The sequence below is a fragment of the Pseudomonas petrae genome (assembly GCF_021728295.1).
Lineage (GTDB): Bacteria > Pseudomonadota > Gammaproteobacteria > Pseudomonadales > Pseudomonadaceae > Aquipseudomonas > Aquipseudomonas petrae.
Map to the genome: position 1 here is coordinate 405,374 of NZ_JAKJXE010000001.1, position 16,369 is coordinate 421,742.

Consider the following 16,369-nt stretch of genomic DNA (forward strand, 5'->3'; position numbering starts at 1 on the left):
TATCTGCGCTCCTGCGACACCGCGCCGCTCAGACCTTGGTCGTAACAGACGAACCCCACTCGGCGTGCGAGACTGTCCGGCCGGCGAGGGATCGCCATTGAAACCGCTAGCCGCTTGCCTCCGGAGTTCCCATGTCGCTGTCCAGCGGGCTGATCGCTGCCGTCGCCCTCGCCTATATGGCCATCATGTTCGCCATCGCCTTCTACGGTGACCGTCGGAGCACCCCGCTGCCGCCTCGCCTGCGCGCGTGGGTCTACAGCCTGTCGCTGGCGGTTTACTGCACCAGCTGGACGTTTTTCGGCTCGGTCGGCCAGGCCGCCGAACAACTGTGGTCGTTCCTGCCGATCTACTTGGGGCCTATTCTGCTGATGCTGCTGGCGCCGTGGGTGCTGCAGAAAATGGTGCTGATCAGCAAGCAGGAAAACATCACTTCAATCGCCGACTTCATCGCCGCCCGCTACGGCAAGTCGCAGACCCTCGCCGTCGTCGTCGCGCTGATCTGCCTGATCGGCGTGCTGCCCTACATCGCGCTGCAACTCAAAGGCATCGTGCTGGGGGTGAACATTCTGATCGGTGCCGGCGCCGACGCCACCGGGACGCGCGCCCAGGACACCGCGCTGATCGTGTCGCTGGTGCTGGCGCTGTTCACCATCGTCTTCGGCACCCGTAACCTCGACGCCACCGAGCACCACCGGGGCATGGTGCTGGCAATCGCCTTCGAGTCGCTGGTCAAGCTGTTCGCCTTCATGGCCGTCGGCGCGTTCGTGACCTTCGGCCTGTACGACGGCGTGGATGACCTGTTCAACCAGGCCATGCTCGCGCCGCGCCTGGAGGAATACTGGAAAGAGACAGTCAACTGGCCGTCGATGGTGGTGCAGACCGGCGTCGCCATGATGGCAATCATCTGCCTGCCCCGGCAGTTTCACGTCACGGTGGTGGAAAACATCGAGCCCCAGGATTTGCGCCTGGCGAAATGGGTGTTCCCGGCGTACCTGTTGCTCGCAGCCGTGTTCGTGGTGCCGATTGCGTTGGCCGGGCAGATGCTGCTGCCCGCCTCTGTGCTGCCGGACTCGTTCGTGATCAGCGTGCCATTGGCCCACGCGCACCCGGCGCTGGCGATGTTGGCGTTCATCGGCGGTGCTTCGGCCGCCACGGGGATGGTGATCGTTGCCAGCGTCGCGCTGTCGACCATGGTCTCCAACGACATGTTGCTGCCGTGGCTGCTGCGGCGCAAAACTGCCGAGCGGCCGTTTGAAGTCTTCCGCCACTGGATGCTCTCGGTGCGCCGGGTCAGCATCGTGGTCATCCTGTTGCTCGCCTACGTCAGCTATCGGCTGCTGGGGTCGACTGCGAACCTGGCAACCATCGGCCAGATCGCCTTCGCCGCCATCGCTCAGTTGATGCCGGCGATGATCGGCGCGCTGTACTGGAAACCGGCCAATCGGCGCGGTGTGTTCGCCGGGCTCGCTGCCGGGGTGTTCATCTGGTTTTACATGCTGGTGCTGCCGATCATCGCGCACAGCATGGGGTGGTCGCTGAGCAGTTTTCCGCTGCTGGCGTGGCTGCACAGCAACCCGTTCAATCTGCCGATCAGCCCGCTGACCCAGGGCGTGGTCCTGTCGATGCTCGGCAACCTGGCGTTGTTTGTGTGGGTCTCGCTGTTGTCGCGAACGCGCGTGTCCGAACACTGGCAGGCGGGTCGTTTCATCGGTCAGGAGTTGCAGGCGCGGCCCAACAATCGCTCGCTGCTGGCGGTGCAGATCGAGGATTTGCTCAAGCTCTCGGCGCGCTTCGTCGGCGAAGAGCGAGCGCAACAGAGCTTCATCCGCTTCGCCTACCGCCAGGGCAAAGGTTTCAACCCCAACCAGAACGCCAACGGCGATTGGATCGCCCACACCGAACGCTTGCTGGCGGGGGTGCTGGGCACGTCGTCGACGCGGGCGGTGGTCAAGGCGGCGATCGAAGGCCGCGACATGCAGCTCGAAGATGTGGTGCGCATCGCCGACGAAGCCTCCGAGGTGCTGCAGTTCAATCGCGCGCTGCTGCAGGGCGCCATCGAAAACATCACCCAGGGCATCAGCGTGGTGGATCAATCCCTGCGGCTGGTGGCCTGGAATGCGCGCTATCTGGAGCTGTTCAGTTACCCGGAAGGCCTGATCAGCGTGGGACGGCCCATCGCCGACATCATCCGCTACAACGCCGAGCGCGGTTTACTCGGGCCCGGCGAGGCCGAGGTGCACGTCGCCCGGCGGCTGCACTGGATGCGCCAGGGCCGCGCGCATACGTCCGAGCGATTGTTTCCCAATGGCCAGGTGATCGAACTGATCGGCAACCCGATGCCGGGCGGCGGCTTCGTCATGAGCTTCACTGACATCACCGCGTTCCGCGAGGCCGAGCATGCGCTCAAAGGCGCCAACGAAAGCCTTGAGCAGCGCGTGGCTGAACGGACGCGGGAGCTGTCGCAGTTGAACACGGCGCTGAGTGAAGCCAAGGCCCATGCGGAAGCCGCCAATCAGTCGAAAACGCGTTTTCTCGCCGCTGTCAGCCATGACCTGATGCAGCCCATGAACGCCGCGCGTTTGTTCTCCGCCGCCTTGCAGCACAATGACGACAACGTGCCGGCGGAAGCGAAACAGCTGATCCAGCATCTGGACAGCTCGCTGCGTTCGGCCGAAGACCTGATCAGCGACCTGCTGGATATTTCGCGTCTGGAGAACGGCAAGTTCACGCCGACCATCACGCCGTTCGCGCTGAACAACCTGTTTGAAACCCTGGGTGCCGAATTCAAGGCCCTCGCTCAGGAACAGGGTCTGGATTTCCGCGTGCGCGGGAACAATTTGCGCGTGGCCAGCGATGCCAAGCTGCTGCGGCGGGTACTTCAGAATTTCCTGACCAATGCGTTTCGTTACGCCAAGGGGCCGATTCTGCTGGGCGTGCGGCGCAGGAATGGGCAACTGAGCCTGGAGGTCTGGGACCGTGGGCCGGGCATTCCGGAGGACAAGCGGCAGGTGATTTTCGAGGAGTTCAAGCGGCTGGACAGCCATCAGACCCGCGCCGAGAAGGGCTTGGGATTGGGGCTGGCGATCGCCGATGGTCTTTGTCGCGTGCTCGGTCATTCGCTGGAAGTGCGTTCATGGCCGGGTCAGGGCAGCGTGTTCAGCGTCACGGTACCGCTGGCGCCCGCCTTGCCGACGCCGGCCGCTGCGCCGACCGAACCTGTGCGGGCCGCGCTGAACGGCACGCAGATTCTGTGCGTCGACAACGAAGACAGCATCCTGATCGGCATGAACAGCCTGCTGAGCCGCTGGGGGTGTCAGGTCTGGACTGCGCGCAATCGCGAGGAATGCCAGGCCCTGCTCAACGACGGCATTCGCCCGCACCTGGCCTTGGTGGATTACCACCTGGACCACGGCGAAATCGGCACCGAACTGATGGCCTGGCTGCGTACGCAACTGGGTGAGCCCGTTCCCGGTGTGGTCATCAGCGCCGACGGCCGCCCGGAGCTGATCGCCCAAGTACACGCCGCCGGCCTCGAATACCTGGCCAAACCGGTGAAGCCCGCAGCGCTGCGCGCGTTGTTGAGTCGGCATGTACGGTTGGGTTGAGGCGAGGCTGAGCCCGCAGTGATGCGCCGAACTATGTATCGCCGTGCGCAGATTCCGCGCCAAACAACGATCCGAGCAGGAGCGTGGCTTGTCCCGCGATCGGCTGCGCAGCAGTCGTGAAACCCGACGCCCCGGTTACGCCTGACACACCGCGTGCACCGGTTTGCTGCCGCTTCGCGCCAGATCGCGGGCAAGCGCGCTCCTACAGTTTCCGCAGCGTTCCAAGAGCTTCGCAATAGACGACGAACCAGGCCTGACCATGCGCAGATTCCGCGCCTAGCTACGATCAGTGTAGGAGCGTGGCTTGTCCCGCGATCGGCTGCGCAGCAGTCCGTCAAACCCGACGCCTCGGTAATGCCTGACACACCCCATGCACCGGTCTGCTGCCGCTGCGCGCCAGATCGCGGGACAAGCGCGCTCCTACAGTTTCCGCAGCGTTCCAACAGCTTCGCAATAGACGACGAACCAGGCCTGACCATGCGTAGATTCCGCGCCAAACAACGATCCGAGTAGGAGCGTGGCTTGTCCCGCGATCGGCTGCGCAGCAGTCGTGAAACCCGACGCCCCGGTAATGCCTGACACACCCCATGCACCGGTCTGCTGCCGCTGCGCGCCAGATCGCGGGACAAGCCACGCTCTTACCGTTTCATCCGCAGCGTCCCAAGCATTCGCCGCAGGGGTGGACGGTTTTACTCAACCTTCCTGAACACAAACACCAACCCCACCACAATCAGCACCATCCCCAGCAAACTCAACAGCGCGAGGCGGTTGCCGTAGATCAGGTAGTCCATGATCGCGGTGACGCCGGGCACCAGGTAAAACAGGCTGGTGACGTTGACCAGATTGCCTTGGGCGATCAGGCGATAGAGCAGAAACGTCGCCAGCACCGACACCACCAGCCCCATGTACAGCACCGGCACGTAGAAGCCGACGCTGTGCTCGAAATGAAAGGGCTGAAAGGGCACGAACACCGCACACACCACCGTCCCCGCAAGGTATTGCACCGGCAACGTGCCGAGGGGGTTGTCGGTGATACGCTTCTGCATGATCGAGCCACCGGTCATGCCCAACATGCCGAGCACGCCGAACGCCATGCCGGCGAGCGATCCGCCGTCGCCGATGCCTTGCCAGACCACCAGCACCAGACCCGCCAGCCCCAGACTCAGGCCGAACATGCGCGACGCCGAGCGGCTGCGTTCGACCAGCACGGCCGTCAAAATCGGTTGCACGCCCATGATCGTGGCCATGACGCCGGGCGCGACTTTCAGGTCCAGCGCCAGCAGGTAGCAGATCTGATACGCCCCCAGCAGCACCGCCCCCGTCATCAACGCAAAGCCCATCGATGCCCGCGTGGTGGGTAGCTTGTAACCCAGGGCCGGAATCAGGATTGCCAGCGCTGCAAGCGCCAGCAGAAAACGGAACAGCAGAAACGCAAACGGCGACGCGTGGGTCAGGCCCCACTTGGAAACAATCGCGCCGCTGCTCCAGAGCAGGACGAAAAGCGTCGTCGTGGCCATCGAGGCCAAGGCTTTATTAGCGAACATGAGTCACCTGTGATTCAGACAAAATCGGACCCGGCATTCACCGGATTCACGGATGTTTTGCGGGCGTTTGCAGGCCTGGACCGACAGCGTTGAGGCAGTCGATCAGCCGAGCACAACGACACCTGGCGGTGCGACGGCGCACACGACAGGGCTGTTCACAGGTGGGGGTGGCGGGTAACGCGTGATGAAGGCGATTTGCATGCAACCGCGCGGTTCAGCGACAGCACAGGCTGTGGCACGGAACGCGAAATGTAGGCTGGATGCAGGCATCGTGCTCGTCTTCTCAAGGAGGAATGACTCAGTGCTGCATCATGTTGCAACACAGAGGTCGACTATAAACAGCCGACGAGGTCTCGCGCAACAGCGTTTTGGACGTCGGCCAATTTGAACGGACGATTCAGTCCAGCAGGTTCAGCGGATACTGCACCACGATATACAAGCGGTCGATATCGTCGCCCCCCTGAGCGTCGTTACCCCGATGCGAAACATGGGACACGTCGAACGACAGGTTTTTGGCCGGTCCCGACTGAACGACGTATTTCAGGTCGATGTCGCGCTCCCAGTGACGTCCGTCCTTGCCCTGAATCGGCTGATAACGTCCGGTGACGTCATCCAACGGCTCATACACCGCGCCCCGTGGCGCATGGGTGCCATCAATGCCGCTGCCGCGCACATAGCGGGTCATGAACGTGAGGCCGGGAATGCCAAGGGCAGCGAACGAAAGGTCGTAGCGCGCCTGCCATGACTGCTCGTGCGCGCCGTTGAAGTCGGCGTATTTGATCGAGTTGGCCAGATAGATCGAGTCGCCCCCCACAAAGTCGAACGGCGTGTCGCCGTCGATCTTCTGCCAACCAAGGGAGAATCCCTGAGGACCAACGCTGTACTTCGCCAGCAGGCTGTAAGCGGTGTTATTCAGCGCGCCTGCCTGTGCGTCGCCCTGATCCAGGGTGCGGTAGAGATTGCCGTCCAGCAAAAACGAACTGTTGTCCGACAGCACGCTCAAGTGATGCAGGTTGGTGTAGTACTGCCGCCAGGTGTCAGTGAGCTGTGAGGCGTACACCGAGCCGCCGAATGGGGAATCGCCAGTGGTCTCGACGCCCACCAGACTCAGCGACGAACCGCGGGTGCTGGCACCGTAACCATCGAAATCGCCTTTGGCTGTCGAAGCGTTTTCGTTCTTGAAGGCGGTAAAGTGCCCGGCCACCAGCTTCAGGCCATCGATGTCGCGGCTGTCGAGATAAAAGCCCGTGGCGTACTCCGGTTGCAGACGCTTGTCGCCGGTATCGAGCACGGGGGTTTCCACTTCCATTTCGCCAAACTTCAGCGTGGTCTTTGAAATCCTCAGTTTGAGCGCGCCGCCCGCATCGGAATAATCGTCGGCAGCTCGCCCGTCATCGCCCAGCGGCAACAGTCCGGTTCCGGCCCGTCCCTTTCCGCTGTCGAGTTTCAGGCCGTAGAACGCATGCGCATCGACGCCGAACCCGACAGTGCCTTGGGTGAACCCCGATTGCAGATTGGCGATGAACCCCTGCGCCCACTCCTGGCGGTAACTCTGCCCGGAGTGCCCTGTGCGGTAGTCGTTATCCAGATAAAAGTTGCGCGCCAGCACATTCAGCGAGGTATCGGCGAGAAAACCATGTTCCTCTTCGGCAGTGGCCGCCATCACGTTGCTGGAGCACGAGAGTAACGCGAGGGACAACAGGGATTTTAGGCTTGCCATGGATCTGCCTTCTTCAAAGTGTTCCTGGCAAAAAGGCGCGATGACGCAACCAGGAGCGCTCAATGGTCGGCGCAGGGTGGTTCGCGAGATTGAATGGGCGTGCTATTAGCCGTGATTGGCCGTACGCCAGAAACAAAAAAGCGCCGCTGCACAAGGTGCAGCGGCGCCTGGATAACTGCGGGTATTCAGCCGAACAGCCAGTAGCCCAGCAGCGTCAGCACGATCACTGCCAGCACCGGACGCAAGATGCGATAGGCCTTGGGGTTGGCGCGTTTGAACTGCTTGACCTTGCCGCTGAAGCTGTTGCTGAACCGCTTGCTGAACGCATACGCCTGATTGATCCCGCCGACACGTTCGTCATCGGTGTTCTGCGGTGCGGTGGCACGGCCCAGAAACGCGCTGACGCGGCGGTTGACGGCGATCATGAAACGATTGCTCAGCGGCCGCTCGATGTCGCAGAACAGAATCACGCGGGTGACGTCGGTTTCGTTCTTGACCCAGTGCACGTAGGTTTCATCGAACATCACGTCGTCACCGTCGCGCCAGGCGTACACCTGACCGTCGACAAAGATGCGGCAATCGTCGGAGTTCGGCGTCGACAAGCCCAAGTGATAACGCAAGGAGCCGGCGAACGGGTCGCGGTGCGGGTTCAAGTGGCTGCCGCCGGGCAACAGGGCGAACATCGCGCCTTTGACGTTGGGAATACGGCTGACCAGTTCCACCGTCTTGGGGCACAACGCCTCGGCGGACGGCAGCGGCTTGTCGTACCACTTCAGGTAGAACCGCTTCCAGCCTTTCTTGAAGAACGAACCGAAACCCGCGTCGTTGTCCTTGGCGGCGGCACGGATATAGCCTTCGTCGAACAGGTGCATGGCTTCGTCGCGGATAGTTTCCCAGTTGTCGCGCAGCACATCGAGTTCGGGAAACTTGCTGCGGTCCAGATACGGCTTGGACGGCACGCTGGAGAACAGGTACATCAAGGCGTTGTAGGGGGCGAACAGTGCGGAGTGATTCACGAACTGGCGCAATACCGGCAAACGCGCCTTGCCGCGCAGATGCACGTACAGCGTGCTGCCGACAAACAGCAGCAGAATCGCCGCTTTGACAGCAAAAGAAAGGGTCATGAAACTCTCCTTGGAACAGGGCCGAACCGCGCGGCCCGAAGCTTACGCTGCTGAAACCGCCGCCGGATGACCTGGGACAATCTTCCGGCGGGTTTCGAATGGCGGCCATCATAAGCTTTAGTCCGCCGGGTACAAAGCCGAAGCGGCGGCGGATACGACTATTGCGTCAGCTCGCGTTCAGTAAACAGGTCGCTAAAGAGCATGCTCGACAGGTAGCGCTCACCCGAATCCGGCAGTACCACCACAATGGTCTTGCCCTGCATTTCCGGCTTCTCGGCCAGTCGCACCGCTGCGTGCATCGCCGCGCCGCAGGAGATACCGCAAAGAATCCCCTCCTCCTGCATCAGGCGCAGGGCCATGGCCTTGGCTTCTTCATCACTGACCAGCTCGACGCGGTCGACAATCGAGAGGTCGAGGTTCTTCGGGATGAAACCCGCGCCAATGCCCTGAATCTTGTGCGGGCTGGGTTTGATCTCTTCGCCGGCCATCGCCTGGGTGATGATCGGCGAGCCCATGGGTTCTACGGCCACCGAGATAATCGGCTTGCCCATGGCGTGTTTGATGTAGCGCGAGACGCCGGTGATCGTGCCGCCGGTGCCGACGCCGGCGACCAGCACGTCAATGGCGCCGTCGGTGTCGTTCCAGATTTCCGGGCCGGTGGTCTTCTCGTGAATGGCCGGGTTGGCCGGGTTTTCGAACTGCGCCGGCATGAAATAGGTGGCGGGGTCACTGGCGAGCAGCTCCTCGGCCTTGGCGATGGAGCCTTTCATGCCCAGCGCCGGCTCGGTCAGCACCAGTTCGGCGCCCAGGGCCTTGAGCACCTTGCGTCGCTCTATACTCATCGAGGCCGGCATGGTCAGGGTCAGCTTGTAGCCACGGGCCGCGGCGACGAACGCAAGGCCGATGCCGGTATTGCCGGAGGTGGGTTCGACAATGGTCATGCCGGGCTTGAGTTTGCCGCTGCTTTCGGCGTCCCAGATCATGTTCGCGCCGATCCGGCACTTGACGGAATACCCCGGATTACGCCCTTCGATCTTGGCCAGGATGGTGACCCCGCGCGGCGCGATTCGGTTGATCTGCACCAGTGGCGTGTTGCCGATGGAATGGGCGTTATCTGCGTAAATACGGCTCATGACCGGGTCCTTGTGCAGGTTTGGAAAAGCTCAAAGCGTATGCCTTGAGCCGGTGCAACGTCCAGTCGAAGCGAACCGATCACATTGCCAGCAGTCAACAAAACTACGTCACTGGAGGGTGGAGACATGAAACGTCGTTACAGCTGGCCGTTATGGACGATTGTTGGCTTGGTCGTGTTGCTGATCGCAGTCCATATCGCGCTGCCGTATGTGGTGCGCAATTACCTCAATGAAAAACTCGCCGACATGGGCGACTACCGCGGTCAGGTCACTGATGTGGACTTGGCCCTGTGGCGCGGGGCGTACCGCATCAACGGGCTGAAAATCGTCAAGGTCGACGGCAAGGTGCCGGTGCCGCTGCTGGATGCGCCGGTCATTGACCTCGCCGTCGGCTGGCATTCGCTTTGGTACGACCATGCCGTGGTCGCCGAGGTCGCGTTTGTCAGTCCCGAACTCAACTTCGTCGACGGTGGCCCGGACAAGGGCCAATCCCAGACCGGTGCGGGTACTGACTGGCGCGCTCAGTTAAACAAGCTGCTGCCGATCACCCTGAACGAGCTGCGCATTCAGGACGGCAAGATCACCTTCAGTAATTTCAACTCCACGCCGAAAGTGAAAATCGATGCCGACAATATCAACGCAAGCATCTACAACCTGACCAACGTCGAGGACAAAGCCGGCAAGCGCGATGCCCGCTTCGAGGGCAAGGCCATGCTGTTGGGGCACGCGCCACTGGAAAGCACCGCGACGTTCGACCCGTTCAGCCTGGAGGACTTCGACTTCAAGCTGCGCGCGACCGGTATCCAGCTCAAACGCCTGAACGACTTCGCGTCGGCGTACGGCAAATTCGACTTCAACGCGGGCGACGGCGATGTAGTCATCGAAGCCCAGGCCACCAACGGACAGCTCAGTGGCTACATCAAGCCCCTGCTGCGTAACGTCGATGTATTTGACTGGCAGCAGGACGTCGAGAACCAGAACAAAGGCTTCTTCCGCTCGATCTGGGAAGCCGTGGTCGGCGGCAGCGAAACGGTGCTAAAGAACCAGGTGAAGAACCAGTTCGCCACCCGCGTGGAACTCAGCGGCAGTGTTCACAAGCAGGACATCAGTGCGTTCGAAGCGTTTTTGCAGATCCTGCGTAATGCCTTCGTGAAGGCGTTCAACACGCGCTATGACAGCGGCAAGAGCGAGGCGAAATAAGCCAGCCACTGTCACTGTGTAGGAGCGCGCTTGCCCGCGAAGGCGTTCTGCCTGTGAGGAATCGATTGCCTGACATGCCGCCTTCGCGGGCAAGGTGGAGCGCCACCCCGGTCGCTCCTACAGTTGATCGTGGCAGGACCGAAGATGCGCGTTGGATGCAGGATCTGTGGAGCGAGTTTGCTCGCGAAGCGTTGTGTCAGCGATCGATCAACGCGGACACAACGCCATTGCGAGCCAGCTCACTCGTCATCTTTCCCGGTCGCCTTATCGACGCCATAGGCCGCGCGCTTCTCGGCCAGCAACACGCCGTTGCCTGACTGATTCTGCAACGCATCCCACCCCAGACACGCCAGCGCCAACGTGCGCGGTGCGGCCTCGCTGCCGTTGGTGTAGCGGGTGATGCTGCGCGTGCTGACGCCTAGTGCTTCGGCCGCCATGGCCAGCGGCAAACCGGTGCGCGCGCGCCAGCCAATGAATATCCGTGTGTTCTCGTCGGTGGCGGCCTGCGCCTTCGCGTCCAGGTAAAGGGTGTCGGCGCCGATCTGGATGTCGGCCTCGGCCCACTCAACGGTCCAGCCGTCATCGCCGATCTGCGCCTGCTTGAAAACGTTCGGATCCCTGAGCGGTTGCAGCCCTGGAAATGCAGCGATGTCGCCGCTCAGGTCGAGGACGTATTTTACGTCGTTGATGAACGTCAGCGCCAATTGTTGATGAGCCAGCGCCTCTACGGTTTTGAGGCGTGGACGTTTCATGGATGCCATCGTTTCCATTCCTCCAGCAATTCTGTTTGGTGGGCCCTTACCCATTCGAGCGCCTCCCTGAGTACGGCGGCCGGTGCGTGGCCGAGCATGGGTTCAACCAACTGCAGGCAGATCAACACATCCAGCCCGCCACCGGTCAAGTGCACGTGGGGCGGCAGGTGATCCTTTTCCCGCAGTTGAATTCTGTATTTGTCCCTGAATCTGTATTTGGTCGACATGGAAAATAAGGTATCGCTATTTTGGCGATACCTCAACGGCAGTTACAATTTTCTGCCCGGTCAGACCGTGACGCCCCATTCAGATACTGAATAAAGCGTCTGCGTTCACAGTCGCGCGGGCTGCGCGGTATAGTCGCTGCATTCTTTGCGCCCTATCTTGCGCGGTTCAGGCCACGGGTCTGTCCGCCTTGTTCGAGGATTTTCCCGATGAAATTCGAAGGCACCCACGCCTACGTCGCCACCGACGATCTGAAGCTTGCGGTCAATGCCGCGATCACCCTGGAGCGCCCGCTGCTGGTCAAGGGCGAGCCCGGTACCGGCAAGACCATGCTCGCCGAGCAACTGGCCGAATCCTTCGGCGCGCGGCTGATCACCTGGCACATCAAGTCGACCACCAAGGCGCATCAGGGCCTCTACGAGTACGACGCGGTCAGCCGTCTGCGCGACTCCCAGCTTGGCGTCGACAAAGTCCACGACGTGCGCAATTACCTGAAGAAGGGCAAGCTCTGGGAAGCGTTTGAATCCGAAGAGCGGGTGATTCTGCTGATCGACGAGATCGACAAGGCGGACATCGAATTCCCCAACGACCTGCTGCAAGAACTCGACAAAATGGAGTTCTACGTTTACGAGATCGACGAGACGATCAAGGCAAAAAAGCGTCCGATCATCATCATTACGTCCAACAACGAAAAAGAACTGCCGGACGCCTTTCTGCGCCGCTGCTTCTTTCACTACATCGCGTTTCCCGATCGCACCACGCTGCAAAAGATCGTCGACGTGCACTACCCGGACATCAAGAAAGACCTGGTCAGTGAAGCGCTGGACGTGTTCTTCGACGTGCGCAAAGTCCCGGGCCTGAAGAAAAAACCCTCGACCTCCGAACTGGTGGACTGGCTCAAATTGCTGATGGCCGACAACATCGGCGAAGCCGTACTGCGCGAGCGCGACCCCACCAAAGCCATCCCGCCGCTGGCCGGTGCGCTGGTCAAGAACGAGCAGGATGTGCATCTGCTTGAACGCCTGGCGTTCATGAGTCGTCGCGGCAATCGCTGAGCCTTTTCTGGTCAAGCTTATTTAGATCAAGCGCGGGACGCCGACTATGTTGCTCAACCTGTTCAACGAAATGCGCGCTGCCAAAGTGCCGGTTTCGTTGCGTGAACTGCTCGACCTCATCAACGCGCTGAAGCAACGCGTGACGTTCGCTGATATGGACGAGTTCTATTACCTGTCGCGCACGATTCTGGTGAAGGACGAGCGCCATTTCGACAAGTTCGATCGGGCGTTCGGGGCGTATTTCAATGGCCTGGAAAAGCTCGACGATCACTTGCAGGCGCTGATCCCCGAGGACTGGCTGCGCAAGGAGTTCGAGCGCTCGCTGACGGCTGAAGAGCGCGCGCAGATCCAGTCGCTGGGTGGCCTGGACAAACTGATCGAAGAATTCAAAAAGCGTCTGGAAGAGCAAAAGGAGCGCCACGCCGGCGGCAATAAATGGATCGGTACCGGCGGCACCAGTCCCTTTGGCTCAGGCGGTTACAACCCAGAGGGGATTCGGGTGGGCGACGCCGGCCAGCGTCAGGGCAAGGCCGCGAAGGTCTGGGATCAGCGCGAGTACAAGAACCTTGATGATGGGGTTGAGCTGGGCACGCGCAACATCAAAGTGGCGCTGCGGCGCCTGCGCAAGTTCGCGCGCCAGGGTGCGGCGGACGAACTGGACATCGACGGCACGATCGACCACACCGCCCGCGACGCCGGCCTGTTGAACATCCAGATGCGCCCCGAACGCCGCAACACCATCAAGCTGTTGCTGCTGTTCGACATCGGCGGCTCGATGGACGCCCACGTGAAGATCTGCGAAGAACTGTTCTCGGCCTGCAAAACCGAGTTCAAGCACATGGAGTACTTCTACTTCCACAACTTCGTTTACGAGTCGGTGTGGAAGAACAACCAGCGCCGCACCTCCGAGCGCACCGCCACCCAGGAGCTGCTGCACAAATACGGCGCGGATTACAAAGTGATCTTCATCGGCGACGCCGCCATGGCGCCCTACGAAATCACCCAACCGGGCGGCAGTGTCGAGCACTGGAACGAAGAAGCGGGCTACGTCTGGATGCAGCGGTTCATGGCCAAGTTCAAGAAGATCATCTGGATCAATCCGTACCCCAAAGACGCCTGGGCCTACACCACCTCCACCCACATAGTGCGGGACCTGATCGAAGATCAGATGTACCCGCTGACGCTGCGCGGGCTGGAAGAAGGAATGCGGTATCTGGCGAAGTGATGCTGAGACCGTAGGAGCGTGGCTTGTCCCGCGATCGGCGACGCAGTCGTCGTAAAACCGGATTGTGGAGTACATCAGGCGGAACGCATTTCCGAATTGCTGCCGGTTCCCGGCAGATCGCGGGACAAGCCACGCTCCTACAGCGGACGGCGGACGAGATCCTCGAACCCCACCTGCTCCCGATGCGCCACCTCCTGTACCACCGCCTTCATCCGCACCACAGTTCCCGGCAGTTGCTGCGCCAGCCGCGCCAGTGAGAGCGGCGTCAATGCGCCGAGCCTTGGATAGCCGCCGATGGTCTGGCGGTCGTTGAGCAGGACAATCGGCTGGCCATCCGGCGGGACCTGGATAGCGCCGAGCGGGATGCCCTCGGAGATCATCGGTCTGCCCTGATAAACCAGTTCCGGCCCGAGCAGGCGCATGCCCATGCGGTCGGCACGGCTGTCGAGGGTCCACTCGCTGTTGAACGCATCGAACAGGCTCAAGCCACTGAACTGCCCGATCTGCGCGCCCAGCACCACGTCCAGCGAACGCTGATCGGAAAAGTCGGGGATGAGGTGATCGGGAAGCGCGTGAAGCTCAAATGACGCCCCTGAATAAGTCAGTTGATCGCCTGCAGCCAGCGCTTTGCCGCTTCCTTCGAGCCCGCCCAGCCCTTCGCGTGTGACGGTGGCGCAGCTGCCGAGCACATCGACCGCCGCAAATCCGCCGGGCGCAGCGACGTAGGCGCGAGCACCAGTGATGGGCCGGGTAAAACGTAGCTGCTGGCCTTTGCGAACGAAGAAGCTGCGCCACGGCGCAATCGGTCGGTCGTCGAGCATCGCGCCCAGATCCGCACCCGCCAGCGCCAGGCAGCAGTCGGATTCGGCCAGCAGCGTCAGGCCACCCAGTGTCACTTCGATAACGGCAGCGTTCAGCGGGTTATTCAGCAGCTTGTTGGCCCACGACATCGACACCCAATCCAGAGCCCCGCCCTGGGTGACGCCGAGGTGTCGCACGCCAAACCGTCCTGCGTCCTGCAACAGGCACAGCGGTGTGCTGCTTTTTACCGTCAACGCGCTCATGCCAGGCCCTCCAGCGGGGTGTCGTCGCCGCCCAGACGCATAAACTCGGCGTGATCAACGGCGGTAAAACGCACGGTGTCGCCGGGCTGCATCAGGCTGTAGCCGTCGATTTCACGATCAAAGAGTCTGGCGGGGGTGCGGCCAAGGATGTTCCAGCCCCCGGGCGACTCCAGCGGATAAGCCGCGGTTTGCCGTTCGGCGATGCCGACACTTCCCGCCGCCACGCGCTTGCGGGGTGTTTTGATGCGCGGCGCGGCGAGGATTTCTTCCACCAGCCCCATGAACGCGAACCCCGGCGCGAAGCCCAGCGCAAAGACTTGATACTCGCGTTGGCTGTGGCGGCGAATCACTTCGTCGATCGACAACCCGCTGCGCTTCGATAGCAGGTTTAACTCGGGGCCGACGCTGAGGTCGTACCAGACCGGCAACACATGCTGCCGACCGCTTTGGGCGACGTCGGGTGCGAGGTCGGTCAGCGCCTCGGTGATGATTGCCCGAGCCTGTGTCGGACTCAGCGCCAACAGATCGTAATGCACCATCAGCGTGGTGTAGGACGGCACCAGATCAATCAAATGCGAAGCGAAACCCTCGCGCAGCCGCAACGTAGCGGCGAGCATCCACGGCATGTTGGCCTCGTCGATGGCGTCGAACAGGCGGACCATCAGGCAATCGATGGCGACGACTTCGATGCGCAGGTTCACAGGGCGGACGGTCCGGCGTCAGCGCTGTTCAACGCCTGACGAATCCGCTGGACGGCGTCGATGGAGCTGGCGTTGTCGCCATGCACGCACAAAGTGTGGGCCTGGAGCCGCAGCTCGCTGCCATCGCTGGCGATCAAGGCTTCGCCTCGGGACAAGGTCATGGCCTGGGCGATGATGACTTCCGCATCGTGATGCACGGCGCCGGGAAGGTTGCGCGAGACCAGACGCCCCACGCTGTCGTAGGCACGATCGGCGAAAGCTTCGAACCACAGCGTGACGCCGAACTCATCGGCAATGGCCTGCGCCGCCGAGTTGTCGCGCATGGCCAGCAGCATCAGCGGCAGTTCCGGGTTGTAACGGGCGATGGCTTCGATGACGGCGCGCAGTTGCGTCGGGTTGGCCATCATGTCGTTGTACATCGCCCCGTGGGGTTTGACGTAGCTGACGTGGCTGCCCTGGGCTCGGCAAACGCCGTCGAGCGCGCCGATCTGGTAATGCAGCAGGTCTTGGATTTCCTGCGGCGAACAGGCCATCGAGCGACGCCCGAAACCCACCAGGTCAGGATAGGCCGGGTGCGCGCCGATGGTGACATTGTTGGCCAGGGCCAGCGCGACGGTTTTGCGCATGACGCTCGGGTCGCCGGCGTGGAAGCCGCAGGCAATGTTGGCGCAATCGATGTAGGGCATGACCTCGGCGTCCAGACCCATGGTCCAGGCGCCGTAGCTTTCGCCGATATCACAATTCAATAACAGGCGGCTCAAAGGCGTGACTCCTGTGCGAACGAAACGGGGAGAAGCTCGAGTGTACGCGCGGGGTCGTTCGGTGGGCAGCGCGGGGACACAGGGCTGTGCGTTGGGGGCATTCTTCGGCGCGAATGGCCGAAGCGTCCAACTAATAAAAGCGCGGGGGGAGGATAAGAAAAAGTGAACGGTGTCCGGGATCTTCGCTGACCGGGACTCCCCCTTCCCGGCTGAAGCCGGTCCTACGGATGCGCGGCGTGTCTGGAAAATTGCCTTCTTGG

Annotated in this window: 13 protein-coding genes; 4 read left to right on the forward strand and 9 right to left on the reverse strand. The window is 61.7% G+C overall.

The features are described 5' to 3' along the window. The first annotated feature begins 131 nt into the window (after positions 1–131). The gene (locus L4G42_RS01680) at positions 132–3,605 is read left to right on the forward strand and encodes a hybrid sensor histidine kinase/response regulator (protein WP_237260466.1); all 3,474 of its coding nucleotides are present in this window, start codon (positions 132–134) and stop codon (positions 3,603–3,605) included. A 689-nt stretch (positions 3,606–4,294) separates the two neighbouring features. Here the strand turns inward: L4G42_RS01680 and L4G42_RS01685 are convergent. The 4 genes from L4G42_RS01685 to cysK all read right to left on the reverse strand — a co-directional run bounded on the left by L4G42_RS01685 (position 4,295) and on the right by cysK (position 9,126). After that, positions 4,295–5,149 (reverse strand): DMT family transporter, encoded by an 855-nt coding sequence (locus tag L4G42_RS01685; protein ID WP_237254055.1) that lies wholly within the window; start codon positions 5,147–5,149, stop codon positions 4,295–4,297. 397 nt (positions 5,150–5,546) lie between these two features. Continuing rightward, the gene (locus L4G42_RS01690; RefSeq protein WP_237254054.1) at positions 5,547–6,869 is read right to left on the reverse strand and encodes an OprD family porin; all 1,323 of its coding nucleotides are present in this window, start codon (positions 6,867–6,869) and stop codon (positions 5,547–5,549) included. A 185-nt stretch (positions 6,870–7,054) separates the two neighbouring features. Beyond that, positions 7,055–7,993, reverse strand: a complete 939-nt coding sequence (locus tag L4G42_RS01695) for an aspartyl/asparaginyl beta-hydroxylase domain-containing protein (protein WP_074890626.1) — start codon at positions 7,991–7,993, stop codon at positions 7,055–7,057. Positions 7,994–8,151: 158 nt separating this feature from the next. Then, on the reverse strand, positions 8,152–9,126 hold the full coding sequence (gene cysK, locus L4G42_RS01700; RefSeq protein WP_237254053.1) for a cysteine synthase A: 975 nt from the start codon (positions 9,124–9,126) through the stop codon (positions 8,152–8,154). A gap of 126 nt (positions 9,127–9,252) precedes the next feature. Between cysK and L4G42_RS01705 the strand changes: the two genes are divergently transcribed. After that, the gene (locus tag L4G42_RS01705) at positions 9,253–10,326 is read left to right on the forward strand and encodes an AsmA family protein (RefSeq protein ID WP_237254052.1); all 1,074 of its coding nucleotides are present in this window, start codon (positions 9,253–9,255) and stop codon (positions 10,324–10,326) included. Positions 10,327–10,565: 239 nt separating this feature from the next. Here the strand turns inward: L4G42_RS01705 and L4G42_RS01710 are convergent, their stop codons facing one another. Further along, the gene (locus L4G42_RS01710) at positions 10,566–11,078 is read right to left on the reverse strand and encodes a DUF2442 domain-containing protein (protein ID WP_237254051.1); all 513 of its coding nucleotides are present in this window, start codon (positions 11,076–11,078) and stop codon (positions 10,566–10,568) included. Further along, the gene (locus L4G42_RS01715; RefSeq protein ID WP_172611112.1) at positions 11,075–11,305 is read right to left on the reverse strand and encodes a DUF4160 domain-containing protein; all 231 of its coding nucleotides are present in this window, start codon (positions 11,303–11,305) and stop codon (positions 11,075–11,077) included. The genes L4G42_RS01710 and L4G42_RS01715 overlap by 4 nt, the downstream gene beginning before the upstream one ends. Positions 11,306–11,512: 207 nt before the next feature. On the opposite strand from L4G42_RS01715, the gene L4G42_RS01720 reads away from it, so the two are divergent. Continuing rightward, on the forward strand, positions 11,513–12,358 hold the full coding sequence (locus tag L4G42_RS01720) for an AAA family ATPase (RefSeq protein WP_237254050.1): 846 nt from the start codon (positions 11,513–11,515) through the stop codon (positions 12,356–12,358). Positions 12,359–12,404: 46 nt separating this feature from the next. After that, complete coding sequence (locus L4G42_RS01725) at positions 12,405–13,583, forward strand: vWA domain-containing protein (protein ID WP_237254049.1); 1,179 nt, start codon at positions 12,405–12,407, stop codon at positions 13,581–13,583. 137 nt (positions 13,584–13,720) lie between these two features. Here L4G42_RS01725 and L4G42_RS01730 read toward each other — a convergent pair whose 3' ends face one another. Genes L4G42_RS01730 through L4G42_RS01740 form a run of 3 tightly spaced genes read right to left on the reverse strand, consistent with a single transcriptional unit; the run spans position 13,721 to position 16,109 of the window. Continuing rightward, entirely contained in the window at positions 13,721–14,647 is a 927-nt protein-coding gene (locus L4G42_RS01730) for a 5-oxoprolinase subunit C family protein (protein WP_237254048.1), read from the reverse strand. Continuing rightward, positions 14,644–15,348 carry a 5-oxoprolinase subunit B family protein gene (locus L4G42_RS01735; protein WP_237259134.1) on the reverse strand — a complete coding sequence of 235 codons (705 nt, stop codon included), beginning with the start codon at positions 15,346–15,348 and terminating at the stop codon, positions 14,644–14,646. Before L4G42_RS01735 ends, L4G42_RS01730 begins: the two co-directional genes overlap by 4 nt. Continuing rightward, positions 15,345–16,109 carry a 5-oxoprolinase subunit PxpA gene (locus L4G42_RS01740; RefSeq protein WP_237254046.1) on the reverse strand — a complete coding sequence of 255 codons (765 nt, stop codon included), beginning with the start codon at positions 16,107–16,109 and terminating at the stop codon, positions 15,345–15,347. The genes L4G42_RS01735 and L4G42_RS01740 overlap by 4 nt, the downstream gene beginning before the upstream one ends. Positions 16,110–16,369: the final 260 nt, after the last annotated feature.